The organism is Cupriavidus sp. 86D6, assembly GCF_057815095.1.
In genome coordinates this window covers 119,026-144,766 of the sequence record NZ_JBYPSB010000004.1, presented here as the reverse complement: position 1 = coordinate 144,766, position 25,741 = coordinate 119,026, and the positions used below count along the sequence as shown (strand labels likewise).

Below are 25,741 nucleotides of genomic sequence, written 5' to 3'. Positions count from 1 at the left end.
CGGGATAAAGCGCTGAATGGCGCACTTTTAACGTACAAGTTTGCGCCCCAGGCCCCGTGATGGTGAGGGAAAACACTTCCCCCTACTGGGCGGTGTGTGGGCAGAGTTCGGGGAAGTAGACTCGGCAAACGAACCATCCCGCAGCGAGCCTATGCCGTCGACGAATAACGAGCGCCCGGCCACGCGCCGCGTGACGGTCTACGCCTTGGCGGCTCTCGCCATCCAGATCCTCGTACTGGGGATATGGATCTTCCGGTTCTACGTCCTGGAAGACCACTCGTCTCCGATGGTCGGTATCGACTTCGCGATTTTCTGGTCAGCGGCAAGGGTGGCCATGGCGCATGGGGCCGCCTACGTCTTTTCGCCACAGTGGATGCAGCCAATGGAACTGGCGCTGGGGCTCGACGACTATTCCCCCTGGCCCTATCCGCCGACATTTCTGCTGGCAGTCTTGCCGTTCGGGCGGTTGCCGTTTGGTATTGCCCTGTCCATTTACTCCACACTCGGATTGCTGGCCTACGGGGCCGTGCTCGCGCGCCTGTGCCGCGGGATCGACCGCGCATATCTGCCGCTGCTGCTGGCATTCCCCGGCGTCGCCATTGCTATCGGGCTGGGGCAGAACTCGCTGTTCACGGTTGCGGCCGCCGGCGCTGCACTGGCCATGATCGAGGTTGAAACCGCTCTTGCGGGGGCGTGCATCGCCATACTTGCCATCAAACCGCAGTTTGGCGTCCTGTTTCCTTTGGCCCTGATCTGCGGCAGGCAATGGAAGACGTTCGGCGTCTCCGCACTTTGCACCCTCGCAATCGTCGGGGCTAGCTTTGTGGCGTTCGGCGTGGATGCCTGGCTGGCATTTGCGGAATTCCTGCCGCAATTTAGCACGCTGGCGGTCGAGCAAGGTGGCGTCATGATGTGGCCGGGTATGCCAACCGCCTTCGCGCTTGGCCGCAGTGCCGGCTTGTCCGTCAACGCGTCTTATCTGTTGCACGGCGTTGTCGCGGCACCTGCAGTTCTTGCGATGGCTTACCTGTGGATGCGGCGGGCCAGATTCGAACTTCGCGCGGCCTCGCTCATTATCGCCACGTTGCTGGTACAGCCCTACATCATGTTTTATGACCTGGTGTGGCTGATCTTGCCGCTCGTCCTTCTCGTTCGTGACCACCGGGCTGTGGCGCCGGGACGCATGGAATGGATTGTCATCGGCGCAGCCTGGCTGGCGCCGGCACAAGCAGTCCTCTCGGCGTACCTTCACCAATACCTGAACATTCTCCCGGCCGTGATGATTGCCCTGGTCATCATCGTGGTGCGGCGGCATGCGGCGACGGCACCGGAATTCAGGAACACCTCGGGTGAGCCATCGCGGCGCACTTGTTGAGGTGCTTACTGCCTTTTGGGGCGGCTGCGGCCGGCTGCTGATCTACGCTGCTGCGTTTCCGGCGCATTTAGTTTTCAGAACATCGATCGGCGTTGTCTAAAACCGAGCACTTGCCGAGGAGGCCGCTGGCCGTTCGTGGTCGCTGCGGAGGGTCTTGAGGACGCCCGACCCGATCATCAGCGCTTCGTCGAAATGTGTCGCAAGCCCGAAGCTGAGCAGAAACATACAAACGTAGAACGTGGCTTCGAATCGTCGGGACAAGACCAGGAATGGCTCGGCGAGGAGCCGGCGACAGTAGGGGCGCGTCATTACCAGGCAGACGACAATGCCGATGATCGCGCCGCCCAATACGTCGGTCGGATGGTGCAGGCCCACGTACACCCGCGACAGGCAGATAAAGACCAGCGTGTAGAGCAGTGCCGCAATGCCGAGCGACTTCGAAGCTACCCAGATGCCTGTGGCAATGGCGAACCAAAGCATGGCGTGGTCGCTTGGAAAAGCGCTCCACGTACGGATCCGGTCCTCGGACGACATAGGGAAGTGCAGGCCGAGCTCCGGATTGGCGAACGGCCGGAGGCGGAACGGCACCCAGTGGGCGAGGAGACGGCCGATCAACAACGCGCACAGCCCGGCCGTTACGGTCGCGATGATGATCTCCCGGTTCCTGTCGCGCCGGGCGGGGTCCGACTCATGGAACCACAGCCACCAGAGGATAGCGATGAGCGGCACGCCGCGCAGCAGGTAGAACTGCGTGGTCGCCATGGCCAGCCGATCGAACAGTTCCGAGCGGAACGCAAAGTGGTTTAGCGCGTGCAACAGGCTGGCGTCAAATGGATTCATGGCGGCTTTCGACTGCGCTTGGGATGGTCAGCTCTATGGGGCCGAAGTATAGGGTCGCCGCAGCCCCTCGGATGCGTGGCCCGCCGGGCGCATGTGGGTATCCCCACACTGGTTAATCAGCGGTTAATCTTTGAGGGATTTGGGAATGGAAGCATGGCATGCCATAGCCGAATCCACGGGGAGTTCGCGGGGAGTTCGCGGGGAGTTCGCGGGGAAATTTCGGGGAGCGCGGGGTGATTCTATAGTGCCGGGAGTGGTGTGCATCGCCCTGCGTCAAACCGACGGAACACCCACCAACCCTTACCGGGCTTGGCTTCGCGGCGTTTAGCGCCACCGATTGGCGCAGAGTGTAAAAGTTGCGATTACGCAACAAAAAGGTAGGTTGGTGCGAGGGAGGGGACTCGAACCCCTACACCATTGCTGGCGTCAGGACCTAAACCTGGTGCGTCTACCAATTTCGCCACCCTCGCAGTCCTGGAACCGGGCATTCACAAAGCAAAAAAGGCGGCTGGACTGCCCGCCTTTTCCTGCTTGTGGCTTGCTGTGGCGCGTTGCGCGCCGGGATCCGGTTCGTGCCGCCGGCGTAACTTCAGCCTGCGGCGCAATAAGGATGCGGATTGTATCGCAAGGCGTCGGGGGAATCCAGTCCCCCGGCCGCCCGGCCGATACTGCCGCTCCACTTTCCAACTTTACTGACGGGCGCGGATGAAGGCGATCACCAGGACCGTGGCGCAGGCCTCCAGGGCGGCCACAAAGTACAGGCCCGAAGCCAGCTGGCCGGTCGTGGTCTTGAACCAGCCGATCATGTACGGTGCCACAAAGCCGGCCAGGTTGCCGATCGAGTTGATCAGCGCGATGCCGCCGGCGGCGGCGGTGCCGGCCAGGAAGGCCGAGGGCAGCGACCAGAACACCGGGAATGCGGCCAGGATGCCGACCGACGCCACGGTCAGCGCGATCAGGGCCAGCACGGCGCTGTGCAGCCAGAAACCCGTCAGCGTGAGGCCCACGGCGGCCAGCAGCGTAGCCAGCGCGCAGTGCATGCGGCGCTCGCCGGTGCGGTCCGAGTGGATGCCGTTGAGCACCATGGCAATGGTGCCTGCCACGAACGGGATGGCCGACACCAGGCCGATCCGCAGGTTGCCCTGCACGCCCAGTTCCTTGATGATCGACGGCGACCAGAACGCGATGGTGGCGTTGCCGCTCACCACGCAGAAATAGATCGCCGCGCAGATCCAGACGCGCGAGTTCGCAAAGGCGCCTTTCAGCGACGAATGCTTGGCGGGGTCGCGTGCCTCCTGTTCGATGTCGCGCGTCACGATTGCCTGCTCCTGCTGCGACAGCCACCTGGCGTTGACGGGCTTTTCCGGCAGGTACATCAGCACGGCGATACCGGCCAGCACCGACGGAATGCCTTCGATCACGAACAGCCATTGCCAGTTGGCCAGGCCGTCCACGCCGTCCATCGCGCTCATGATGAAGCCGGCCAGCGGGCCGCCGACCACGCCTGCGATCGCAAACGACGTCATGAAAAGGCCGTTGATGCGGGCGCGCCGCGCGGCCGGGAACCAGTAGGTCAGGTACAGCACGACGCCCGGGAAGAAGCCAGCCTCGAAGATGCCCAGCATGAACCGCAGCGTGTAGAACTGCATCGGCGTCTTCACGAAGATCATCGCCATCGACGCCAGGCCCCACAGGATCGTAATGCGCGCCAGCGTCTTGCGTGCGCCGATCTTTTCCAGCAGCAGGTTGCTCGGCACCTCGAACAGGAAGTAGCCGATAAAGAAAATCCCCGCGCCCAGCCCGTACACGGCTTCGCTGAACTGCAGGTCCTGGAGCATCTGCAGCTTGGCGAACCCCACGTTGACGCGGTCGATCCAGGCCAGGATGAACAGGAATACGAGGAACGGGATCAGGCGCACGGTGATCTTGCGGTACGCCTCGTTGCGTTGCTGCGCCAGTTGCGCGGGCGGCAGGTTCTCCAGGGCGCCGGGGGCGCCGCTCATCACGGAAGACATCGGTGACTACTCCTTGGGTGTGGTTGGCGGGGCGCCGCTACGTTGGCGGCGCCCTCTCGCATTGCGCTGTGCTGGCGCTTGCTGCGGCGGCCGTGGGAATCCGGCCGGTGCTACGTGTAATGCGTCAGGACAGGATCGGCTCGATGGCCGCGGCCACCTGCAGCACGCGGGCATCGTTGCCATGCAGGCCGCAGACGCCCAGCCCAATCCCCTCGCCTATCGGCAGCGACGCCGCGCAGCCATCGAGGAAATTGATCACGCTCGGGTTGCGCAGTACCAGGCCGTTGATCGCGAAAAAGTCCTCGTCGCGCTGCAGCGCATCCAGGCGCGGCGGTCGCACGGCCACGCTCGGCATCAGCCAGGCATCGGCATCGCGCAGCAGTTCGGCGGCGCGCTGTTGCATGGCGCGGCGTTCTGCCAGCAGGACGATGTAGTCGGTGGCAGTCAGTTTCTCGCCGCGGCGGATGCGCTGGGCCACACGCTGGTCGTACTGGTCGCCCTTCGTGTGCAGCAGTTCGCGATGCCAGGTCCACGCTTCGGCCGCGGTCAGGCCGCCGGCCGCGTTGATCTGGGGCAGGCGGCGCAGTTCGGGGAAAGCGAATTCCACGATCTGCGCGCCTTGCGCCGACAGCTTCGCCAGCGCGGCCTCGAACGCCTGGGCCACCTCGGCATCCAGGCCGTCGGCCACGAAGTCGCGGGTGACGTAGAAGCGCAGGCCGCTCAGATCGGCGGCGCGCGTGTCCAGCGTTTGGCCGCTGAGCACCGCATCCATCGCCACGCAGCAGGCCACCGAGCGGGCCAGCGGGCCGGCCGAGTCGAGCGACGTGGACAGCGGCACGGCCCCGTCCAGCGGCACGCGGCGCGCGGTGGGCTTGAAGCCGGTCAGGCCGCAGAAGGCCGACGGAATGCGGATCGAACCGCCGGTATCGGTACCCAGCGCGGCCACGGCCATCTGCTCTGCCACGCTGACGGCGCCGCCCGACGTCGAGCCGCCGCTGATGCGATCGGCGTCGAACGGCGTGCGCGGCGTGCCGTAGTGCGGGTTCAGGCCAAGGCCCGAGAACGCGAACTCGCTCATGTTGGTGCGGCCGATCAGCACGGCGCCAGCGGCGCGCAGCCGTGCCACGACCGGGGCGTCGGCCTGGGCCGGCGCGCTGCCGTCCAGCGCCTTCGAGCCGGCACGCGTCACCTGGCCGCGCACATCGAACAGATCCTTGATGGAGACCGGCAGCCCGGCCAGCGGCGATGCCACATAGCCGGCCGCGCGGGCCTGATCAGCCGCATGGGCCTGTGCCAGCGCGCCCTTGGCGTCGACGCTCATGAACGCCGCGCCGCCGGCTTGCCTATGACGGTCGATCCTGGCCAGCGCATCTTCGGTCAGGGCCACGCTGGTGGTCCGGCCGGCTGCCAGCGCGGCCGCCAGTTCTGCAATGGTCGGTGCAGTCATGGCGATGCTCACTCGGCAACGGCCAGCGTCTGCACGCGATAGGCGTGGCGCAGGCTGCGGTTGCGCACGGGGTCGTGCAGTTCCACTTCGAACGACTCACCGTGGCCCATCTCGCCGATCACAGCCTGGGTGCCGCAGAACATCGCGGTGCCGGGCGGCAACTGCGATTCGCCGGTCAGGCGTTCGATCAGGTCGCGCGGGTCCAGCAGGCGGGTTACCTTGCCTTCCTGGTACAGCGCGCGTTGGCCGTCACGCACGCGCCAGCAGCGCATTTCCAGGGCGTCCCAGTGATCGGCCACCTCGTCGAAGCGCCACACGTCGCGGCCCATCGGCTTGGCGCACATCTGCTTGGAAACCGTCACGTCATACGCCTCGACCTTGCGGTCGGTGTGGTCCGATCCGATGCCGATATAGAGCGCATCGGCGCCCTGCAGCAGCACGAATTCGGTCTCGCCCGACGAGTCGTCGCGCGGCACTTCCAGCACGTCGTCGGTGGTCAGCAGCTGGGCAGCCAGCGGATAGAACGTAGGCACGGTGGCCGGCGGCTTCACGCCGATGGCCTTCAGTTCGTCGATATGGTGCTGGACGGCTTCCATGTCGCGGCCAGTCCAGCCGGCGATGATCAGTCGTTCGATGTCGAGGGCGAGCGCGCCCCCGCCGGCTACCTGGAGATGCAGTGTCGGCATTGCGTACTACCTTGTTACGAGGGAAAAGTTCGGGTCAGAGTGTCCGGATGATGTTCTTCCGGAATTCGTCAATGTGTTCGCGGATGGCCTCGCGCACGGCCGGCACGTCGCGCCGCTCCAGGGCGTCGACGATCTCCAGATGCTCCTGGTAGACGTTCTCCAGGTGCTGCGGATCGGACAGCGAAAGGAACCAGAAGCGGGCCTGCTTCTCGTGCAGGCCGCGCAGCAGATCGGCCAGCACGCGGTTGCGCGAGGCGGCCGACATGGCCGTGTGGAACTTCAGATCCAGGGCCGCCAGCGCCGGGATGTCGCGCCGGGCGACCAGTTCGGGCGAGCGGTCGACGATGTCGCGCATCGCCTTGAAATCGCTGTCGTGCCCGCGCTCGCAGGCCAGCGTGGCGCACAGCACCTCATTGGTGGCGCGCACTTCGATCATGTCCAGCACTTCATTGAGCGACAGCGGCGTCACCAGCACGCCCTTGCGCGGCAGGATCGACACCAGCCCTTCCACTTCGAGCCGATGCAGCGCCTGGTGGACGGGCGTACGGCCCAGGCCCAGCAGCGCCGCCACCTGGGCCTCGTTCAGCGGTTCGCCCGGACGGAACTCGCACGCAATGATGCGGCGCTTGATTTCGGTATAGGCCTGCTCGCGCATTGCCGCGCCGCTCTGGGCGGCGGTGGGCGCTGCGGGCGCGGGGTCGGCGGCGCCAACCAGTCGAATCGGATTCACCACGGCGGAGTCACGGTCTGTTCGTTTGAAGTTGCTGTGATACTAGTGTGATATTTCACTGGACACAACCGGGAATTTCCTAGGGGTAAACACCATGTGTCCCCCGACAGCGCGCCATGTGACGGCCGTTGCGCCTATCATGAGCGGTCCGCTATAAATCGATAATCGATACATCAATATCTTGGTGCAATATGCAGCCATCGTGGTGCAGCGGATCACGACGATGGTGCCGAATCCGGATCTCCCCCATGGCCATCAACGACGGCGACCGTCCCGACCCGCTCTTCAACCAGTCCCTGGAAAAAGGGCTCGAAGTCCTGCGCGCGTTCAGCGCCGTGCATCGCACGCTGACCCTGGTGGAAATCGCCACCCTCACCGGCATGACCAGGAGTTCGGCCCAGCGCACCGTCCATACGCTGGAACGGCTCGGCTATGTCGACAAGCACCCGCAGACGCGGCGCTTCCGGCTGACGCCCAGGGTGATGGAGATCGGCTACAACTACCTGGCGGCCGACGCGCTGATCCCGATTGCCAGCCCCTATCTGTCGCAACTGGCCAATGCCAGTGGCGAGACGGCCAACCTGACCGAGCCCGTGGGGCTCGACATGGTCTACGTCGCGCAACTCATGACCGCCAAGCACATGCCGGTGCTGACACCGGTGGGCATGCGGATTCCGATGTACTGCACGAGTTCCGGCCGGGCCTACCTGAGCCAGTTGCCCGACGACCAGGTGCGCGCGATGCTCAAAGCCTCCACGCGGCAGGCGCGGACGCCGGCCACGCTGACCGATGTGGAGGCGATCTTCGAGCAGGTGGTGGCATGCCGCAGCCTGGGCTATGCGTGCAATGAGGAGGAACTGTTCCTCGGTGACATGGGCGTGGGGGCGCCCATCGTGAACAGCCGTGGCGAGGCCGTTGGCGCGGTGCATGTATCCCCGCCGGCCAGCCGCTGGACCATGGCCGACGCGCAGAAGAAGCTCGGGCCGCTGGTGATCGAATGCGCGTGGGCGATCTCGCGGTCGATCGCCCACTGACCTCCGGCGTTCCGCTGCCGGCAGGCTTACCGCGCGTGCTCCAGCATCGCCTGCAGCAGCACGTTGGCGCCGGCTTCGATATGCTCGGGGAGCGCGTCTTCCAGCTCGTTATGGCTGATGCCGTCCTTGCACGGCACGAAGATCATGCCGGTGGGCGCGCGTTGGGCCACGTAGACGGCATCGTGCCCGGCCCCGCTCACCACATCCATATGCGGCAGCCCCAGTGACGCGGCCGCGCGCCGCACGCTGTCCACGCACGCGGGCGCGAAGATGCAGGGCTCGAACTTGACCACCTGGCGCACGGCCACCGTGACGGCGGCGGCGTCCGCGATGCCGGCAAACGCGGCGCGCATCGCCGCGTCCATGCGGTCGAGCCCGGCCTGCGACAGGTTGCGGAAGTCCACCGAGAAATCGACGCGCCCGGGAATCACATTGCGCGAATTCGGCTTGACCTCGACAAAACCCACGGTGCCGCGCCCATGCGGCGCCTCGTCGCGCGCAATGCGGTTGACGGCCTCGATCATGCGCGCCGATGCCAGCAGCGCGTCGTGGCGCAGCGCCAGCGGCGTGGGGCCCGCATGGGCGTCCTGGCCCGTCACGGTCACGTCGTACCACTGCTGGCCCAGCGCGCCGCTGACCACGCCAATCGGCAGGCCGGCGGCTTCCAGCACGGGCCCCTGCTCGATATGCGCCTCGAAATAGGCCGCGTACATGCCGCCCGGCACCTGGCCGGCAGGCTGCGCCCCCAGGTAGCCGATGGTTTCGAGCGCCTCGCCCACGCTCACCCCGTCACGGTCCTGCTGCGCGCGCGCGAATGCCCCGTCGAATACCCCGGCGAACACCCCGGACCCCATCATCACCGGGGTGAAGCGCGTGCCTTCCTCGTTGGTCCAGAACGCCACTTCCAGCGGGGCGCGTGTGGCAATGCCCAGGTCATTGAGCGTGCGCATGACCTCCAGGCCGGCCAGCACGCCGAAGTTGCCGTCGAACTTGCCGCCCGATGGCTGGGTGTCGATGTGGCTGCCGGTGGCCACCGCCGGCGCGTCGGGATCGGTGCCGGCGCGGCGCGCGAAGACGTTGCCGATCTCGTCCACGCGCACGCCAAGCCCGGCCTCGCGGCACCACTGCACCACCAGGTCCCGACCCTTGCGGTCTTCGTCGGTCAGGGCGATGCGGCACACGCCGCCCAGGGGCGTGGCGCCGATCGCGCCCAGGTCCATCAGCGATTGCCACAGGCGGGCGCCATTGATGCGGGGAGTGAATTGCGAATCCATGTCTGTGTTGTCTGCAGTGAGTGAACATCGAGCGTCGAACCAGCAAGAAGCAGACCACCGATGCCGGTGATCCATCGATGGTGCATGGGCACTGGCACATCAATTGCTAGTTCGAGACCGAACACAAGCGTTCAACCCATCCCCCAATCAGGAGCCCTGCCTGTGACCCTCTCCACGTATCCCCGCGCCAAAGGTTTCTCCGCTGTCGTCCGTTCGGCCTCGGCTGCCGTCGCCCTGTCGCTGCTGGCTCTGCCCGGCGCAGCCATGGCCGACAAGGTACTGCGCATCGGCATGACCGCCGCCGATATCCCGCGCACGCTGGGCCAGCCCGACCAGGGTTTCGAAGGCAACCGCTTCACCGGCATTCCGATGTACGACGCGCTGACCGCCTGGGACCTGTCCCGGAGCAACGGCCCAAGCCTGCTGGTGCCGGGCCTGGCCACGGAGTGGAAGGTCGACGACAAGGACAAGACCAGGTGGACATTCAAGCTGCGTCCCGGGGTGAAGTTCCACGACGGCTCGCCGTTCAACGCCGACGCCGTGGTCTGGAACGTCAACAAGGTGCTCGACAAGACCGCCAAACAGTTCGATCCGAGCCAGGTCGGGGTCACGGCATCGCGCATGCCCACGCTGCGCAGCGCGAAGAAGATCGACGACCTGACCGTGGAACTGGTGACGTCCGAGCCCGATTCGTTCGTGCCCTATAACGTGTCGAACCTGTTCATGGCGTCGCCCGCGCAGTGGGAGAAGAAGCTGGCCGCCGTGCCGGCGTCGGTGACCGACCCGGCCGAGCGCAGCAAGCAGGCATGGGTGGCGTTTGCCGCCGATGCATCGGGCACGGGCCCCTTCAGGATGACGCGCTTCGTGCCGCGCGAGCGCCTGGAACTGGCAAGGAACGCCAGCTACTGGGACCCGAAGCGCACGCCGAAGCTCGACAAGGTGGTGATGGTGCCGATGCCCGAGGCCAATGCGCGCACGGCCGCCCTGCTGTCCGGCCAGGTGGACTGGATCGAGGCCCCCGCGCCTGACGCCATCGCGCAGATCAAGAGCCGTGGCTTCGAGGTCTACGCCAACGCCCAGCCGCACATGTGGCCGTGGCAACTGTCGTTCGCGCCCAATTCGCCGTGGCTGGACAAGCGCGTGCGCCAGGCCGCCAACCTGTGCGTGAACCGCGCCGGCCTGAAAACGCTGCTGGGCGGCTACATGGCCGAGGCCAAGGGCATTGTCGAGGCCGGCAACCCATGGTGGGGCAATCCGAAGTTCGACATCAAGTACGACCCGGCCGCGGCGCGCAAGCTGATGAGCGAGGCGGGTTACTCGGCCGCCAAGCCGGTCAAGGTCAAGGTGCAGGTGTCGGCATCGGGCTCGGGCCAGATGCAGCCGCTGCCGATGAACGAATACGTGCAGCAGAACCTCAAGGAGTGCTTCTTCGACGTGGACTTCGACGTGGTCGAGTGGAACACGCTGTTCACCAACTGGCGCATCGGCGCCAAGGACCCGAGCGCGCACGGCACCAACGCCATCAACGTCAGCTTTGCGGCGATGGACCCGTTCTTCGCCATGGTCCGCTTCGTCAGCACGAAAACCCAGCCGCCGGTTTCGAACAACTGGGGCTACTTCGGCAATGCCGAGTTCGACAAGCTGATCGAAACCGCGCGTACGTCGTTCGGCGAGAAGGACCGTGACGCCGCGCTGGCCAAGCTGCATGCCCGCATCGTCGAGGAAGCGCCGTTCGTGCTGATCGCCCACGACGTGGGCCCGCGCGCGATCTCGAAGAAGGTCAAGGGCGTGGTGCAGCCGCAAAGCTGGTTCATCGACATTGCGACGATGTCGATGGATTGAGCCGGCAAGCAAATGCTGCCGGTTGCTCCCCTCTCCCATGTCAATGGGAGAGGGTGCCATATAGAAACGCCCTCGCCACCCCCACAAGCCGGCCACAGACCATGACTTACCTGCTCCGCCGCATCGTGTATGCGCTGCCGATCCTGCTTGGGGTCGCCCTGCTCTGCTTCTCGCTGGTTCATATCGCGCCCGGCGATCCGCTCGTGTCGGTGCTGCCGCCCGATGCGTCCGAAGACCTGCGCCGCCAGCTGACCGCGCTGTACGGCTTCGACAAGCCGTTCCTGGAGCAATTCCTCCACTGGCTCGCGCGCGCGCTGCATGGCGACCTGGGGACGTCGATCGCGACGAACCGGCCCGTGATGGCCGAAGTGTCGAACGCGGTCATCAACTCGATCCGGCTGGCCGCCGTGGCCACGCTGATCGGCTTCACGTTCGGCAGCCTGTTCGGCTTCGTGGCCGGCTACCTGCGCGATTCGGTGCCCGACCGCGTGGCGTCGTTCCTGTCGGTGCTGGGCGTCAGCATCCCCCACTACTGGCTGGGGATGGTGCTGGTCATCGCGTTCTCGGTGCTGCTGGGCTGGCTGCCGGCCACCGGCGCCGGCCCCGATGGCTCGGGCTCCTGGCGGTGGGACTGGGAACACATCCAGTACATGCTGCTGCCGGCCGTGACGATGTCGGTGATCCCTATGGGCATCGTCGCCCGCACGATCCGGGCGCTGGTGGCCGAAATCCTGTCCAACGAGTTCATCGTCGGGCTGCGCGCGCGCGGGCTGTCGGAGTTCGCCGTGTTCCGGCACGTGGTCAAGAACGTGGCGCCCACCGCGCTGTCGGTCATGGGCCTGCAGCTCGGCTATCTGCTGGGCGGCTCGATCCTGATCGAGACGGTCTTCTCGTGGCCCGGCACCGGGTTCCTGCTGAACTCGGCGATCTTCCAGCGCGATTTTCCGCTGCTGCAGGGCACGATCCTGGTCCTGGCCGTGTTCTTCGTGCTGCTGAACCTGCTGGTCGACGCGCTGCAGACGCTGTTCGACCCGCGCATCCAACGGAACTGAGGAGCCTGCCATGGAAATGACACTGAACAAGGCCGTGGCGCCGCTGCCGGTGGAACGCTCCCCCGGCTACTGGACCACCGTGGGCCGGCGCCTGCTGCGCAACAGGCTGGCGATGCTGGCCGCGCTGATCCTGCTGGCGCTGATCGCCATGGCCGTGTTTGCCCCGGCGCTGATGCCGGCCGACCCGTACGCATCGTCGATTCTCAAGCGGCTCAAGCCGATAGGCTTCGCGGGCTATCCGCTCGGCACCGACGAGCTGGGCCGCGACATGCTGTCGCGCCTGATGCTCGGCGCGCGGCTGTCGCTGTTCATGGGCATCACACCCGTGCTGCTGGCGTTCGTGATCGGCAGCGCCATCGGCATCGTGGCCGGCTATGCCGGCGGCTGGACCAACACGGTCATCATGCGGCTCACCGACATCCTGTACGCGTTCCCGTCGGTGCTGCTGGCCATCGCGCTGTCCGGCACGCTGGGCGCCGGCGTGGGCAACGCGCTGCTGTCGCTGACCATCGTGTTTGTGCCGCAGATCGTGCGCGTGGCCGAAAGCGTGACCACCCAGGTGCGCAACCGCGAGTTTGTCGATGCGGCGCGCGCCTCGGGCGCCTCGTCGCTGACCATCGTCCGGGCGCACGTGCTCAACAACGTGCTGGGGCCGATCTTCGTCTACGCCACCAGCCTGATCTCGGTGTCGATGATCCTGGCGTCCGGGCTGTCGTTCCTGGGCCTGGGCGTGAAGCCGCCCGAGCCCGAATGGGGCCTGATGCTCAACACGCTGCGCACGGCCATCTACACGCAGCCGTGGGTGGCGGCGCTGCCCGGTGCGATGATCTTCCTGACCTCGATCTCGTTCAACCTGCTGGCCGACGGCATCCGCTCGGCCATGGAAATCAAGGAGTGAGCATGGCCGAGATGCTGGCAACCCCCCATCCCGTCGTACCGGGCGCCGCCGCCGATGTCGGCGGCCCGGCCCAGCCACTGGTGATCGCACGCGACCTGGTCAAGCATTTCCCGCTGAAATCGGCGGTGCCGTTCCGCGCCGGGGGCGTGGTGCGGGCCGTCGATGGCGTCAGCTTCGACGTGCGCAAGGGCGAAACGCTGGGGGTGGTGGGCGAATCCGGATGCGGCAAGTCCACCACGGCGCGGCTGCTGATGCAGCTGACGCCGCACGACAGCGGCGAACTGATCTTCGACGCCCAGGGCGTGGGCTCGCCGCAGTTGCCGATGAAGGCCTTCCGCAGCCAAGTGCAGATGGTGTTCCAGGACAGCTATTCGTCGCTGAACCCGCGTCTGACCATCGAGGAATCGGTCGCCTTCACGCCGCGCGTGCACGGCGTGCCGTCCCGCGAAGCCACCGAGCGGGCGCGCTATCTGCTGGAACGCGTGGGCCTGGACCCGAAGCGATTTGCCGGCCGCTATCCGCACGAACTGTCGGGCGGCCAGCGGCAGCGCGTGAATATCGCGCGTGCGCTGGCCCTGCGGCCGCGCCTGGTGATCCTGGACGAAGCGGTGTCCGCGCTGGACAAATCCGTCGAAGCCCAGGTGCTGAACCTGCTGCTGGACCTCAAGGCCGAATTCGACCTGACCTACGTCTTTATCAGCCACGACCTCAACGTGATCCGCTACCTGTGCGACCGCGTGATGGTCATGTACCTGGGCAAGGTCGTGGAGATCGGCGACACCGAATCGGTCTATGCCAACCCCGCGCACCCGTACACGCGCGCGTTGCTGGCGTCGATGCCGTCGATGGACCCCGACCACCGGACACAGGCCGCGCCGCTGGCCGGCGACCCGCCCAACCCGATCAACCCGCCGTCCGGCTGCAGCTTCCATCCGCGCTGTGCCCGTGCCGAGCCCGTTTGCGAACGCCGCGCGCCGGTGCTGTCCGATGCGCTGGCCGGCCATCCGGTGTCGTGCCTGATGGCGATGCCCGACGGCGGCCATTCGCTGCCGCTGCGCCGCATGACGCCCGGCCTGCACGCCGCCACGCCCTGAATCGCGGGAGATTTCGATGTCCACAGACTCCACCAGTTCCTCTTCCAGCGCCGCCGCCTCCGCCGCCTCCGCCAGCCCCGCCCCGCCGGCCGTCTCGGTGCGAGACCTGCGGGTGACGTTCTCGGGCGGCGGCAAGACCATCCGTGCCGTGAATGGCGTGTCGCTCGACGTCGCGCCGGGCGAAGCGGTTGCCCTGATCGGCGAATCCGGTTCGGGCAAGAGCGTGACGCTGCGCGCCCTGATGCGCCTGCATCCGCCCCGCCGCACGACGATGCAGGGCGATATCCGCGTCGCCGGGCAGGATGTCCTCAAGCTCGACAAGCGCGCGCTGGCCCGGCTGCGCGGCGGCATCGTCGCCATGGTGTTCCAGGAGCCGCTGCTGGCGCTCGACCCGGTCTACACCGTGGGCCAGCAGATCGTCGAATGCATCCGCACCCATCGCAAGGTATCGCGGGCCGAAGCCCAGGCGCTGGCGCTCAAGGCGCTGGAATCGGTGCGCATTCCGAGCCCGGAGCGCCGCCTGGCCGCGTATCCGCACGAGATGTCGGGCGGCATGCGGCAGCGCGCGATGATTGCGCTGGCGCTGTCCGCGCAGCCGAAGATCCTGTTGGCCGACGAACCGACCACGGCGCTCGATGCGACGGTGCAGATCCAGGTGCTGATCCTGCTGCGCGAACTACAGCGCGAACTGGGCCTGTCGATCGTCTTCGTCACCCACGACATCGGCGCGGCCGTGGAGATTGCGGACCGCGTGGCGGTGATGTACGGCGGCCGTATCGTCGAGGAAGGCCCGATCCGCACGCTGATGCGCGAGGCGCGCCATCCCTACACCATTGCGCTGCTGCAAAGCCGCCAGCATGGCATGGACCGCGGCCAGCGCCTGCAGACGATCGGCGGCGCACCGCCCGACCTGGCCAACCTGCCGCCGGGCTGCACATTCGCGCCCCGCTGCGCGCAGGCGCGGCCCGAGTGCCTGGCAGCCGTGCCGCCGGCGGTATCACTGGGCGGCGGCCACCGCGTGAGCTGCGTGCTGGTATCCGAACCCGCATCCAGCGCCTCCAGCGAATACGCGGCATGACCCCTTAGCGGCATGACCCCTTAGCGGCATGACCCCTTACCTTCTCGACCAAGGAAACCGAACACCATGAGCCTGGCCACCCATCCCGCCCGCGCCTTCCTGCCCTACCCCGATGCCGCCGTGCCGAACGCGGGCACCGGCCCGCTGCGTGGCCTGACCTTCGCGGTCAAGGACCTGTTCGACGTGGCCGGCTATCCCACGGGCGGCGGCAATCCGCATGTGCTGGCGCGCTCGGGCATCAAGACCGCCACGGCGCCCACCGTGCAGAAGCTGCTCGACGCCGGTGCCAGGTTCATCGGCAAGGTACACACCGACGAGCTGGCCTTCTCGATGAACGGCCAGAACTACCACTACGGCGGCCCGTACAACGGCGCGGCGCCCGACCGCATCACCGGCGGGTCGTCGTCGGGATCGGCGTCGGCCGTGTCACACCAGCTCTGCGACTTCGCGCTGGGCACCGACACGGGCGGATCGGTGCGCGCGCCGGCCAGCCATTGCGGGCTGTTCGGCATCCGGCCCTCGCATGGCCGCATTTCGCTGCAGGACTGCATGCCCCTTTGCGAATCGCTCGATACCTGCGGCTTCTTTGCCCGCGATATCGCCACGTTCGCCCGGGTGGCGGATGTCCTGTGCGGCGCCGATGGCGATCCGCTGCCGGCCCGGCCCCGGCTGCTGCTGGCGTCCGACCTGTTCGAACTGCCCACCCCCGCCGCGCGTGCCGCGCTGGCGCCGACCGTGGCGCGCATCGAAGCCATCCTCGGCAACGCCACGCCGGTGGACGTGGCGGACCGTCCGTTGTCAGACCTGTACTGGGCGTTCCGCTACGTGCAAGGCTGGGAAGCCTGGCAGGCCGACGGTGCGCTGATCGAAAATTACGGGTTGCAGCTCGGGCCCGATATCGCCGGCCGCTTTGCGTTCAGCAAGGGCGTGACGCAGGCCCAGTTTGAACAGTCGAGCGCCGTGCGCCGCGAGTTCACCGCGCACCTGGGCCGGCTGCTGGGCCATGACGGCATCCTGGTGCTGCCGACCATGCCCGACATCGCCCCGCTGCGCGCCACGCCGATGGAGGCACTGGAGGACTACCGCACGGCGGCCGCTCACACGCTGTGCCTGACGCCGCTGTCGGGTTTTCCGCAACTGAGCCTGCCGCTGTCGGGCCGGGACGGGGCGCCGCTGGGCATCTCGCTGCTGGGGCCCAAGGGCAGCGACCGCAGCCTGATCGCCGTGGCGCAGACGCTGATGACGGCACTGGTCTGACGGGCCGGCATAGGCTACGCTCCACTGGACCCCGCCGCCCCGTGCCGGCGGGGACAGACACGCAATAGGAAAACTCCATGACCCGACTCCGCATCACCGCCGCCGGCCACACATTCATCGCCGAGACGAACCCGGACGCCCCCGACACCGTGGCCGCCTTCATGAAGCTGCTGCCCTACCGGCAGAAGCTGATCCACGTGCGCTGGAGCGGCGAAGGCTGCTGGATTCCGCTGGGCGAATTCAAGCTCGGCGTGGGCTTCGAAAACCACACCAGCCATCCGTCGGTGGGCGATATCCTGTTCTATCCGGGCGGCTACAGCGAGACCGAGATCATCCTGGCCTATGGCAGCTGCTGCTTTGCGAGCAAGATGGGCCAGCTGGCCGGCAACCACTTCCTGACCATCGTCGAAGGCAAGGAAAACCTGCGCGCGCTGGGCACCAAGGTGCTCTGGGAAGGCGCGCAGGACGTGGTGTTCGAGCTGGCAGAGTAGCTGGCCGGGGACCTCGCCATGTACATGATCTACTGGACCGAGGCCACTGCCCAGGGCATGGCCCCGCACGCCCAATCGTTCCCGGGCGACGCGCTGCGGGATGCGCTGCAGTTCGCCGAGGCGCTGCGCCGGCGGCAGTTCGCCGGCGAGCCGGTGAGCTTTGTCACGCTCTGTTCGGAAAACCCGAATTCGGTGGGCAAGCCCGGCGCGGCAGACCCGGCGCCGGACTACGAATGGAAGAAGCGCCGGCCGTAAGGCCAGCGCCCTCGCTCCCGATCAGCCCGCCATCACGCCGCGCTCGTCCTCGGGCGGCTTGATGCGGAACCACGTGGCATAGAGCGCCGGCAGGAACAGCAGCGTCAGCACGGTGGCCACCACCAGCCCGCCCATGATGGCCACGGCCATCGGCCCCCAGAACGTGGATCGGGACAGCGGGATCATGGCCAGCACCGCCGCCGCGGCCGTCAGGATGATCGGCCGGAAACGGCGCACCGCCGATTCCACGATGGCGTTCCACGGCGGCAGCCCGGACTGGATGTCCTGCTCGATCTGGTCCACCAGGATCACCGAGTTGCGGATGATCATGCCCAGCAGCGCCGTGATGCCCAACTGCGCGACAAACCCCATGGGCGAATGCAGCAGCAGCAGCGTGGCGGCGGCGCCGATCAGGCCCAGCGGCCCGGTCAGGAACACCATCACCGCGCGCGAGAAGCTGTGCAACTGCAGCATCAGCAGCGTGAAGATCAGGAAGATGCACAGCGGCAGCTGGGCCGCGATCGAGGCGCCGGCCTTGCCGCTTTCCTCCTGGGCACCGGCGATCGTGATCCGGTAGCCGGCCGGCAGCGCGGCCCGGATCGGGTCCAGCTTGGGATTGATCTGCGCGGTGACGGTGGGGCCCTGGATGCCATCGACGATATCGGACTGCACGGTGATGCCGAAATCGCGGTTCTCGCGCCAGATCACGCCAGGCTCGGACTTCAGCGTGACGCGCGCAACCTGCGTCAGCGGCACGGCACGCCCGGTGCTGGTGGGCACCAGCACATTATTCAGGTCCGACATCGTGTCGCGCTCGCTGCGCGGCGTGCGCATGATGATGTCGATCAGCTTGTCGGCGTCGCGATACTGGCCCACCGGCACGCCCGTCAGCACGGCCTGGGTGGCCCGCGCGATGGCGTTGGTCGTCACGCCCAGCGCCCGCGCCTTGTCCTGGTCCAGCTCCAGCCGCAGCATCTTGACGTTCTCGTTCCAGTTGTCATTGACGCCCACCGTGTTGGGGTTGGCCGTCATGATCGCCCGCACCTGGTCGGCCACCTTGCGCACCCCGCCGGCGTCGGGCCCGATCACACGGAACTGCACCGGATACTGGACCGGCGGCCCGTTCGGCAGCAGCTTCACGCGGCCGCGCAACTGCGGAAACTCCGTGACCAGCACGCGCTCGATACGCTTGCGCAGCGCATCGCGCGCTTCCACCGTCACCGGCATCACGATGGCCTGGGCCACGTTCGACTGCGGAAAGATCTGGTCCAGCGGCAGGTAGAAACGCGGTGCGCCGGTGCCGACGAACGACGTCACGCTTTGCACGCCCTTGTCGCGGCGCATGGCGGCTTCGAAGCGTTTGGTCATGGCCTCGGTCTCCGCAATGGCGGTACCCTCCGGCATCCACAGCTCCACCATCAGCTCCGGGCGGCTCGAATCGGGGAAGAACTGCTTTTCGACGTACTTGAACGCCAGCAGACCCAGCGCGAACGCCACCAGCGTGATCGCAATCACCGTCTTGCGCCACGTGACGCACCAGTTCACCAGTTGTCGGAAGCGCGCGTAGAACGGCGTGTCGAACACCTCGTGATGGCCGCCGTCCTGGGTGCGCGTCTTCAGGATCAGGTAGCCCAGATACGGCGTGAAATAGACAGCCGCCAGCCACGACAGCACCAGCGCCAGCGACGTCACCGCAAAGATCGCGAACGTGTATTCGCCCACCGTGGAGCGCGCCAGCCCCACCGGCAGAAAGCCCGCCGCCGTGATCAGCGTGCCGGTCAGCATCGGCATGGCCGTCGAGGTATAGGCAAAGGTGGCCGCCTCCATCTTCGAGAAGCCTTCCTCGAGCTTGCGGACCATCATCTCCACGGCAATGATGGCGTCATCGACCAGCAGCCCGAGCGCGATGATCAGCGCCCCCAGCGATATCTTGTGCAGGCCGATGCCGAAGATGTTCATGAACAGGAACGTCACCGCCAGCACCAGCGGGATTGTCAGCGCCACCACCAGGCCGGGCCGCACGTCCAGGCGCAGCGGCCGGGTATGCAGGCCCAGCGCCACGAAGCTCACGCCCAGCACGATCACCACGGCCTCGATCAGCACGTGCACGAATTCGCCCACGCTGCGCTTGACGGCCTGCGGCTGGTCCTGCACCTGATCCATCTCGATGCCCACCGGCAACTGCCCGCGCAGGCCATCGGTCACGCGGCGCAGTTCCTGGCCCAGCGCGATGATGTCGCCGCCCTTTTCCATCGAGATGCCCAGCCCGATCACGTCCTTGCCGTTGAAGCGCATCTTGCTGACGGGCGGGTCCACATAGGCACGGTACACGTGCGCGATGTCGCCCAGGCGGATATTGGCGATGCCGTTGGGCCCGCGCAGCACCAGGTTCTGCAGGTCTTCCACGTCGCCCAGCTGGCCCGTGACGCGCACCTGCAGGTTGTCGGTGGGCGTCACCAGCACGCCGCTGCCGGTGGGATTGTTCTGCTCCGAGATCTGGTTGGCGATGGCGTTGATGTCCAGCCCCAGCTGGGCAAATCGCGCCTGGTTGAACTCGATGAAGATCTTCTCGTCCTGCAGCCCCAGCAGCGTGACCTTGGCGACGGCCGGAATGCGCAGCAGTTCCTGCCGCACCAGGTCGGCGTATTCGCGCAGTTCCTTGTAGCTGAAGCCGTCGGCGGACAGCGCGTAGATCGAGCCGTAAACGTCGCCAAACTCGTCGTTGAAGAACGGCCCGCGCACGCCCTGCGGCAGGGTCTGCTGGATATCGCCGATCTTCTTGCGCACCGTGTACCAGATCTGCGCGGTGTCCTTGGCCGGCGAATTGTCGGCCAGCTGGAAGATCACCGTGGTCTCGCCCGGCTTGGAGAAACTACGAATCTTGTCGGCATACGGCACTTCCTGCAGTTGCCGTTCGATCTTGTCGGTGACCTGCACGGCAATCTGCTCGGCCGTGGCGCCAGGCCAGAAGGCCTGCACCACCATCACGCGGAACGTGAACGGCGGATCTTCGTCCTGGCCAAGCTGGAAGAACGCCAGCAGGCCGCCCAGCAGCAGCACGACCAGCAGGTAACGCGTGAGCGGCTGGTGTTCGAGCGCCCAGCGCGACAGGTTGAAACGGGAATGTTCCATGCGCCGCCCTCAGCCCAGGCGGCGGTCAAGGGCGCTCAGCTGCGCGCCGGGGTTCGAGGCCGGCTGGGCCGGCGCCACGCTCTGCATCGGCTTGACCTTCTGCCCGGGCTTGAGCAGATGGACGCCGGCCGTGACGATGGTCTGGCCCGGCGTCAGACCCTGCCGCACCTCGATCAGGTTGCCCTGCGCCTCGCCCAGCGTCACCGGCACCGGCTTGACCGTACCGCTGCCGCCCTGCCCGGGCTGGTAGATCCACACCTGGTTGGCGCCCTTGTCCTGCAGCAAAGCGGTCAGCGGCACGCGGATCGTGGCCGCATCGCCGGTCCGGATGAACGACACCACGGCCGTCATGCCGATGCGCAGGTCGGCCGGCGGGTTGGGAATGCTGACGCGGGTGGGATAGGTACGCGTGACCGGATCGGCGGCCGCCGAAATCTCGCGCACCCGGCCCGGCAACGTGCGGTGGGGGTCCGACCACGTATGGATCGACACATCGGTGATGCCACGCAGCATGTCGACCTGATCCTCGGGCAGGCCGATGGCCACTTCCTTTTCGGCGGTCTGCGCCAGACGGATTACCGGCTGGCCCGGCGTGACCACCTGGCCCACCTCGGTGTCGATGGCGGTCACCACGCCGTCGGCGTCGGCCGTCAGCACCGCGTAGCCGGTCTGGTTCGACTGGTTGCGCAGGCTGGCCTGCGCCTGTTCCAGCCGCGATGCGGCCGAATCGAAGGTCGCCTGGCGGCGGTTCAGCTCGGCCGCGCTGATAAAGTTCCTGGCCGCCAGTTCCTTGTAGCGTTTCAGGTCGGCAGCGGCCAGGTCGCGGTCGGTTTTGGCCGCATCGTACTGGGCCCGCGCGCCGGACTCGGCCAATGCCAGGTCGGTCGGATCGAGCCGGGCCAGCGGCTGCCCCTTGCGTACGCTGGCCCCGACATCGACCAGACGGGCCGCGATCTTGCCGCCCACCCGGAATCCCAGCCGCGACTCGATACGCGGGCGCACTTCGCCCGAAAACTCGTATTCGGTCTTGCCGGCCGCCGGGCTCAGTTGCATCAGGCGTACAGGCCGCACGTCCTCCACAGGCTCGGCCTGCTTGCCGCATCCGCCCAGTGCCAGCAGCCCCACCATGGCCAGCAGCCCCGCGGCCGCACGGACCCGTCCCGGCCGCACCGGGGGACGTACGGCCAGGCGCGACTTGGGAACGAGATCAACTTCAGCGGCCGCAACTTCCGGCCTGGCAACGGGCACTGGCATGGACAAGCGTCTTTGAGTCGGTGGAAAAGGATGAAGCTGGGGTGCAGCAAAAACCGGCTGAAACTCGGGCTGAATCCGGCAGCGGTACTGCGCGGCCTTGTGGCCGGATGGTGTCTCGCTGGCGCCTCGGGTCGGGCGCGTTGCCGCCGTTCCGGTCGACTCCCGGAACTTCGGAAATCGGCCATGGGGCGTTAATAACTTTGCGGTCAGTAATATAGCGAGCGGCCATGAGTGCGTCAAACGCCGGATGACGAACGGCTGTATTCCGCGACAAAACGCCACGTTCCCGGCGCCGCACGCAATAAGGGCCTTTTTCATCACACAATCGCGGAGGCCGCTCCAGGTGGCCAATGTTACAATTCGCCGCTTTGGCGCCGCCCCCGCCGCCCCACCAGAAAGAGATTGGCGTGACGCCCGATCAGTATTGCCAGGACAAGGCCGCGAAAAGCGGCTCCAGCTTCCATTACAGCAGCCTGCTCCTGCCCCCCGAACGCCGCCGCGCGCTGACGGCCCTGCAAGCCTGGCGCCTGGAGCTCGATGCCATCGTTCACGAGAACCATGATGCCGGCGTGGCCCTGCAGCGGCTGGACTGGTGGCGCGCCGAACTGCGCCGCCTGTACGAAGGCAGCCCGAATCATCCCGTCAGCCACGCGCTGCTGCCCTACCTGGCCAGCCTGCCCCAGGCAGAGATGACCCAGGTGCTCGACGGCACCGAGATGGACCTCGCCCAGTCGCGCTATTTCGACGAGGGCGCGCTCGGCCGGTACTGCAGGCTGGTGGGCGGTACGCTCGGCAAGCTGTCGGCACGGCTGCTGGGCTTTACCGATGAACGTACGCTGGAGTCGGCCGAAAAGCTCGGGCTGTCGCAGATGCGCATCCGCATCGTGCGCGAGGTGGGCCACGACGCCCGTCAGGGCCGCGTCTACATTCCCGTGGATACCCTGCAGCGATTCGAGGTGCCGGTGGCCGACATCATGCAGTCGCGCCATTCCCCGCAGTTTGTGTCCCTGATGCGCGAACAGGCCGCGCTGGCCCGCACGCTGTACCAGGAAGCGCTGGCGCTGCTGCCCCGCGCCGACCGCCGGGCCCAGCGCGCGGCGCTGGCGCTGGCGGCCATCCACCATGCCTTGCTTGACGAGATCGAAGCCAGCGATTTCCAGGTGCTGACCCAGCGCATTGCGCTGACGCCCATGCGCAAGCTGTGGCTGGCGTGGAAGACCTGGCTCAGGAATGGCTGAGCGCGGGCGCCTTGCCGCGTTGACTCCTTCCGCTGCCTTCGCCGTCCCTTGCCGTCAGTCCCTGGCGGCCAGTTGTTTCAGAGTATCGATGCCATGACCCCTGCCACGCCCTCTCTTGGCCAGCTGATTCTTGATCGCGCCGACGCCCTGGCCCGGCATTCCGATATGGAAGGCGGCCTGACCTGCGCCTATCTGACGCCCGCCCATACCCAGGCGCAGGCGCTGCTGGCGCGCTGGATGGAAGATGCCGGCATGGCCGTGCGCATTGACGCCATCGGCAACGTGATCGGCCGCTATGCCGCCGACCCGGCCGAGCCGAACCCCACGGTGCTGATGACCGGGTCGCACTTCGACACGGTACGCAACGGCGGACGCTACGACGGGCGGCTGGGCATCCTGCTGCCCATCGCCGTGGTGGGCGCGCTGCGCGACGCGGGCATCCGCCTGCCCTACCACTTCGAGGTCGTGGCTTTTGCCGAAGAAGAAGGCCTGCGCTTCAAGACCAGCTTCCTGGCCAGCAGCGTGCTGGCGAACCGCTTCGATCCGGCGTTGCTGGACCGTGTGGACACCGATGGCGTGTCGATGCGCGATGCCTTGGCGCAGGCGGGCTTCCCGGGCGCAGGCAGCCTGGACGCGCTGCGCGCCGCGGCGGTCGATCCCGCCACGCTGGCCGGCTTTGTCGAAGTCCATATCGAACAGGGCCCGGTGCTGCTCAATCGCGGCCTGCCGCTGGGCATCGTGACGCAGATCGCCGGTAGCAGCCGCTTCCAGGTGCGTGTGGAGGGCCTGGCCAGCCATGCCGGCACCACGCCAATGGATATGCGACGCGACGCGGCCGCCGGCGCAGCGGAAATGATCTTGCTGGTGGAGCAGCGCTGCGGCCAGGTGCCGACGCTCGTCGGCACGGTGGGCCAGCTGCAGGTGCCCAACGGATCGAGCAACGTGATTCCTGCCGCATGCGTATTTTCGATGGACATCCGCGCGGGCGAGGACGGCATCCGCGAAGCGGCCATCGCCGATATCGTGGCAGGCATCGAGACCATAGCGGCCCGGCGATCGCTCCAGGTCGCCGTGGAACGGGTCACGCCGGTCAACAACGCGCCGTGCGCGCGCTGGCTGATGGACCAGTTCGCGGCGGTGCTGAGAAAGCGTGGGCTGGAGGCGTTCGAGCTGCCTTCAGGGGCCGGGCACGACGCGATGATGATGCAGCGGATCACCGATGTGGCAATGCTGTTCGTGCGCTGCGGCAATGGCGGGATCAGCCACAATCCGGCGGAAACGATCACGGTGGAAGACGCCCAGCAGGCCGCCGAGGTATTCGTGGACTTCCTGCGGCACTTCCGGACGGCGGGCTGATCAGCCGCCCTGGTACATTTCCTTGCCGATGTCGTAAAGATTCTTGCGCAGCGTCTTGCGTTCGTCGGGCGACAGGCGCTGGCTGCCGCCGCGCTGCCCCTGACGCGCGGCACGCTCGGCCATGTCGCGCTCGGTCTCGGCACGATCATTGCGGCGCGGTTGCTGACGGTTGCGTTCGGGTGCCGCCGGGCTGCTGCCGGGCCCGCCCGGCGGCTGGCCCTTGGGATGAAGCAAATGCGCCATGCCCGCCGACTGGGCGAATGCCGGGCCAGGCGCCGCGGCGATCAGCAGGGTCAGGCCGGCCAGACAGACCACTCGCGCGCAAATTGTGCGACGCAGGGTTTGCCCGTGCCGGTTATGCTTCACTTTCATTGGATAATGGCGGTTTCGACCGTGGCTTCCGGATCGATCTTCAGGATCCCCGGGGGCAGCGCACCGGCATCGCCCCGACGACAGCAAGGCGAATGCCTGTGTCACGGCCGGAACAGTACGATGCCCGTGGTGACCGTTCAGTTCCCAGGTGAAAAGCGTCCCTGGGAAAACGGTTTGCGGAGTGTAAATGCACAAAAGGTGCATGCCGCCATACCACGGGGTAAAGTATGTAACGTTTTGTTAAGCCATTTTGAGCGAAAGCGATAGTCGCTAAGATACCGCCATGGAAAATACCAGCCACAAGATTCTCGTCGTGGATGACGACCCGCGCCTGCGCGACCTGCTGCGCCGCTACCTTGGCGAGCAGGGCTTCACGGTTCTCGTGGCGGAAAACGCCACGGCCATGAACAAGCTCTGGCTGCGCGAGCGTTTCGATCTGCTGGTGCTGGACCTGATGATGCCCGGCGAAGACGGGCTTTCCATCTGCCGCCGCCTGCGCGGCGCCAACGACCAGACCCCGATCATCATGCTCACCGCCAAGGGCGAGGACGTCGACCGCATCGTCGGCCTGGAAATGGGCGCCGACGATTATCTGCCCAAGCCGTTCAATCCGCGCGAGCTGATTGCGCGGATTCACGCCGTGCTGCGTCGCAAGGGGCCCGCCGAAGTACCGGGCGCGCCGTCCGAAACGCCTGAAACGTTTGCGTTCGGCGATTTCGTGCTGAACCTGGCCACGCGTACGCTGACCAAGAACGACGAGGAAATCACGCTCACCACGGGCGAATTCTCGGTGCTCAAGGTTTTTGCCCGCCACCCGCGCCAGCCGCTGTCCCGCGAAAAGCTGATGGAAATGGCGCGCGGCCGCGAATACGAGGTGTTCGACCGCAGCCTGGACGTGCAGATTTCGCGTCTGCGCAAGCTCATCGAACCTGACCCGAGCAACCCGCGCTTCATCCAGACGGTCTGGGGCCTGGGTTACGTCTTCATCCCCGATGGCGTGAAGTAAGTCCGGTCGACCGCA

At 66.7% G+C, this 25,741-nt stretch carries 22 protein-coding genes and 1 tRNA gene; 13 read left to right on the top strand and 10 right to left on the bottom strand.

The annotated features are described in order from the left end of the window. The first annotated feature begins 151 nt into the window (after window positions 1–151). Window positions 152–1,375, top strand: a complete 1,224-nt coding sequence (locus AC3G88_RS11790) for a glycosyltransferase family 87 protein (protein ID WP_488772908.1) — start codon at window positions 152–154, stop codon at window positions 1,373–1,375. Window positions 1,376–1,471: 96 nt separating this feature from the next. On the opposite strand, the gene AC3G88_RS11785 is transcribed toward AC3G88_RS11790, so the two are convergent. The 6 genes from AC3G88_RS11785 to AC3G88_RS11760 form a co-directional block, all read right to left on the bottom strand. Further along, window positions 1,472–2,215, bottom strand: a complete 744-nt coding sequence (locus AC3G88_RS11785; RefSeq protein WP_488772907.1) for a phosphatase PAP2 family protein — start codon at window positions 2,213–2,215, stop codon at window positions 1,472–1,474. 383 nt (window positions 2,216–2,598) lie between these two features. Beyond that, window positions 2,599–2,685 (bottom strand) — tRNA-Leu (locus AC3G88_RS11780). Window positions 2,686–2,904: 219 nt separating this feature from the next. Then, complete coding sequence (locus AC3G88_RS11775) at window positions 2,905–4,230, bottom strand: MFS transporter (protein ID WP_153948150.1); 1,326 nt, start codon at window positions 4,228–4,230, stop codon at window positions 2,905–2,907. A 124-nt stretch (window positions 4,231–4,354) separates the two neighbouring features. Then, window positions 4,355–5,677 carry an amidase gene (locus AC3G88_RS11770; protein WP_488772906.1) on the bottom strand — a complete coding sequence of 441 codons (1,323 nt, stop codon included), beginning with the start codon at window positions 5,675–5,677 and terminating at the stop codon, window positions 4,355–4,357. Window positions 5,678–5,685: 8 nt separating this feature from the next. Then, window positions 5,686–6,363: a DUF2848 domain-containing protein gene (locus AC3G88_RS11765; protein WP_488772905.1), complete on the bottom strand. Its 678-nt coding sequence runs from the start codon at window positions 6,361–6,363 to the stop codon at window positions 5,686–5,688. Between the two features lie 34 nt (window positions 6,364–6,397). Beyond that, on the bottom strand, window positions 6,398–7,096 hold the full coding sequence (locus AC3G88_RS11760) for a GntR family transcriptional regulator (protein ID WP_249640877.1): 699 nt from the start codon (window positions 7,094–7,096) through the stop codon (window positions 6,398–6,400). Between the two features lie 245 nt (window positions 7,097–7,341). Between AC3G88_RS11760 and AC3G88_RS11755 the strand changes: the two genes are divergently transcribed. Continuing rightward, entirely contained in the window at window positions 7,342–8,127 is a 786-nt protein-coding gene (locus tag AC3G88_RS11755) for an IclR family transcriptional regulator (protein ID WP_488772904.1), read from the top strand. A 26-nt stretch (window positions 8,128–8,153) separates the two neighbouring features. Here AC3G88_RS11755 and AC3G88_RS11750 read toward each other — a convergent pair whose 3' ends face one another. Then, on the bottom strand, window positions 8,154–9,401 hold the full coding sequence (locus AC3G88_RS11750; protein WP_488893406.1) for a Zn-dependent hydrolase: 1,248 nt from the start codon (window positions 9,399–9,401) through the stop codon (window positions 8,154–8,156). Window positions 9,402–9,665: 264 nt separating this feature from the next. On the opposite strand from AC3G88_RS11750, the gene AC3G88_RS11745 reads away from it, so the two are divergent. From AC3G88_RS11745 to AC3G88_RS11710, 8 genes are all read left to right on the top strand, one after another. Continuing rightward, window positions 9,666–11,243 (top strand): ABC transporter substrate-binding protein, encoded by a 1,578-nt coding sequence (locus AC3G88_RS11745; RefSeq protein ID WP_228770943.1) that lies wholly within the window; start codon window positions 9,666–9,668, stop codon window positions 11,241–11,243. A gap of 101 nt (window positions 11,244–11,344) precedes the next feature. Continuing rightward, entirely contained in the window at window positions 11,345–12,295 is a 951-nt protein-coding gene (locus AC3G88_RS11740; protein ID WP_153948146.1) for an ABC transporter permease, read from the top strand. Between the two features lie 10 nt (window positions 12,296–12,305). After that, window positions 12,306–13,193, top strand: a complete 888-nt coding sequence (locus AC3G88_RS11735; RefSeq protein WP_153948145.1) for an ABC transporter permease — start codon at window positions 12,306–12,308, stop codon at window positions 13,191–13,193. An 11-nt stretch (window positions 13,194–13,204) separates the two neighbouring features. Beyond that, window positions 13,205–14,287 carry an ABC transporter ATP-binding protein gene (locus tag AC3G88_RS11730; protein ID WP_488773157.1) on the top strand — a complete coding sequence of 361 codons (1,083 nt, stop codon included), beginning with the start codon at window positions 13,205–13,207 and terminating at the stop codon, window positions 14,285–14,287. 16 nt (window positions 14,288–14,303) lie between these two features. Next, window positions 14,304–15,365, top strand: a complete 1,062-nt coding sequence (locus AC3G88_RS11725; RefSeq protein WP_488772902.1) for an ABC transporter ATP-binding protein — start codon at window positions 14,304–14,306, stop codon at window positions 15,363–15,365. Window positions 15,366–15,431: 66 nt separating this feature from the next. Then, on the top strand, window positions 15,432–16,622 hold the full coding sequence (locus AC3G88_RS11720; protein WP_488772901.1) for an amidase: 1,191 nt from the start codon (window positions 15,432–15,434) through the stop codon (window positions 16,620–16,622). A gap of 77 nt (window positions 16,623–16,699) precedes the next feature. Next, window positions 16,700–17,113: a DUF3830 family protein gene (locus tag AC3G88_RS11715; protein WP_488772900.1), complete on the top strand. Its 414-nt coding sequence runs from the start codon at window positions 16,700–16,702 to the stop codon at window positions 17,111–17,113. An 18-nt stretch (window positions 17,114–17,131) separates the two neighbouring features. Continuing rightward, window positions 17,132–17,368 (top strand): hypothetical protein, encoded by a 237-nt coding sequence (locus tag AC3G88_RS11710; protein ID WP_153948141.1) that lies wholly within the window; start codon window positions 17,132–17,134, stop codon window positions 17,366–17,368. A 21-nt stretch (window positions 17,369–17,389) separates the two neighbouring features. Here the strand turns inward: AC3G88_RS11710 and AC3G88_RS11705 are convergent, their stop codons facing one another. Next, window positions 17,390–20,500, bottom strand: a complete 3,111-nt coding sequence (locus tag AC3G88_RS11705) for an efflux RND transporter permease subunit (RefSeq protein WP_400395700.1) — start codon at window positions 20,498–20,500, stop codon at window positions 17,390–17,392. A 9-nt stretch (window positions 20,501–20,509) separates the two neighbouring features. Continuing rightward, window positions 20,510–21,628, bottom strand: a complete 1,119-nt coding sequence (locus AC3G88_RS11700) for an efflux RND transporter periplasmic adaptor subunit (RefSeq protein WP_488893428.1) — start codon at window positions 21,626–21,628, stop codon at window positions 20,510–20,512. A 533-nt stretch (window positions 21,629–22,161) separates the two neighbouring features. Between AC3G88_RS11700 and hpnD the strand changes: the two genes are divergently transcribed. Both hpnD and AC3G88_RS11690 read left to right on the top strand, forming a co-directional pair. Beyond that, a complete protein-coding gene (gene hpnD / locus AC3G88_RS11695) occupies window positions 22,162–22,992 on the top strand; it encodes a presqualene diphosphate synthase HpnD (protein WP_488772899.1) in 831 nt (276 codons plus the stop codon). 93 nt (window positions 22,993–23,085) lie between these two features. Then, on the top strand, window positions 23,086–24,348 hold the full coding sequence (locus AC3G88_RS11690) for a Zn-dependent hydrolase (RefSeq protein ID WP_488772898.1): 1,263 nt from the start codon (window positions 23,086–23,088) through the stop codon (window positions 24,346–24,348). Here AC3G88_RS11690 and AC3G88_RS11685 read toward each other — a convergent pair whose 3' ends face one another. Further along, entirely contained in the window at window positions 24,349–24,720 is a 372-nt protein-coding gene (locus AC3G88_RS11685; RefSeq protein ID WP_488893405.1) for a hypothetical protein, read from the bottom strand. A 283-nt stretch (window positions 24,721–25,003) separates the two neighbouring features. Here AC3G88_RS11685 and ompR point away from each other — a divergent pair, with 283 nt between their 5' ends. After that, window positions 25,004–25,726, top strand: a complete 723-nt coding sequence (ompR, locus tag AC3G88_RS11680; protein WP_010810107.1) for an osmolarity response regulator transcription factor OmpR — start codon at window positions 25,004–25,006, stop codon at window positions 25,724–25,726. Window positions 25,727–25,741: the final 15 nt, after the last annotated feature.

Excerpts from the sequence above, each read along its gene's own strand:
- AC3G88_RS11765 (WP_488772905.1), bottom strand. The coding sequence starts at position 6,363 with ATGCCGACACTGCATCTCCAGGTAGCCGGCGGGGGCGCGCTCGCCCTC.
- AC3G88_RS11735 (WP_153948145.1), top strand. The coding sequence starts at position 12,306 with ATGGAAATGACACTGAACAAGGCCGTGGCGCCGCTGCCGGTGGAACGC.
- AC3G88_RS11785 (WP_488772907.1), bottom strand. The coding sequence starts at position 2,215 with ATGAATCCATTTGACGCCAGCCTGTTGCACGCGCTAAACCACTTTGCG.
- AC3G88_RS11690 (WP_488772898.1), top strand. The coding sequence starts at position 23,086 with ATGACCCCTGCCACGCCCTCTCTTGGCCAGCTGATTCTTGATCGCGCC.
- AC3G88_RS11750 (WP_488893406.1), bottom strand. The coding sequence starts at position 9,401 with ATGGATTCGCAATTCACTCCCCGCATCAATGGCGCCCGCCTGTGGCAA.
- AC3G88_RS11715 (WP_488772900.1), top strand. The coding sequence starts at position 16,700 with ATGACCCGACTCCGCATCACCGCCGCCGGCCACACATTCATCGCCGAG.
- AC3G88_RS11745 (WP_228770943.1), top strand. The coding sequence starts at position 9,666 with ATGGCCGACAAGGTACTGCGCATCGGCATGACCGCCGCCGATATCCCG.
- AC3G88_RS11720 (WP_488772901.1), top strand. The coding sequence starts at position 15,432 with ATGAGCCTGGCCACCCATCCCGCCCGCGCCTTCCTGCCCTACCCCGAT.
- AC3G88_RS11725 (WP_488772902.1), top strand. The coding sequence starts at position 14,304 with ATGTCCACAGACTCCACCAGTTCCTCTTCCAGCGCCGCCGCCTCCGCC.
- AC3G88_RS11770 (WP_488772906.1), bottom strand. The coding sequence starts at position 5,677 with ATGACTGCACCGACCATTGCAGAACTGGCGGCCGCGCTGGCAGCCGGC.
- AC3G88_RS11790 (WP_488772908.1), top strand. The coding sequence starts at position 152 with ATGCCGTCGACGAATAACGAGCGCCCGGCCACGCGCCGCGTGACGGTC.
- ompR (WP_010810107.1), top strand. The coding sequence starts at position 25,004 with ATGGAAAATACCAGCCACAAGATTCTCGTCGTGGATGACGACCCGCGC.
- AC3G88_RS11730 (WP_488773157.1), top strand. The coding sequence starts at position 13,205 with ATGCTGGCAACCCCCCATCCCGTCGTACCGGGCGCCGCCGCCGATGTC.
- AC3G88_RS11710 (WP_153948141.1), top strand. The coding sequence starts at position 17,132 with ATGTACATGATCTACTGGACCGAGGCCACTGCCCAGGGCATGGCCCCG.
- AC3G88_RS11685 (WP_488893405.1), bottom strand. The coding sequence starts at position 24,720 with ATGAAAGTGAAGCATAACCGGCACGGGCAAACCCTGCGTCGCACAATT.
- AC3G88_RS11705 (WP_400395700.1), bottom strand. The coding sequence starts at position 20,500 with ATGGAACATTCCCGTTTCAACCTGTCGCGCTGGGCGCTCGAACACCAG.
- AC3G88_RS11775 (WP_153948150.1), bottom strand. The coding sequence starts at position 4,230 with ATGTCTTCCGTGATGAGCGGCGCCCCCGGCGCCCTGGAGAACCTGCCG.
- AC3G88_RS11740 (WP_153948146.1), top strand. The coding sequence starts at position 11,345 with ATGACTTACCTGCTCCGCCGCATCGTGTATGCGCTGCCGATCCTGCTT.
- AC3G88_RS11700 (WP_488893428.1), bottom strand. The coding sequence starts at position 21,628 with ATGGTGGGGCTGCTGGCACTGGGCGGATGCGGCAAGCAGGCCGAGCCT.
- AC3G88_RS11755 (WP_488772904.1), top strand. The coding sequence starts at position 7,342 with ATGGCCATCAACGACGGCGACCGTCCCGACCCGCTCTTCAACCAGTCC.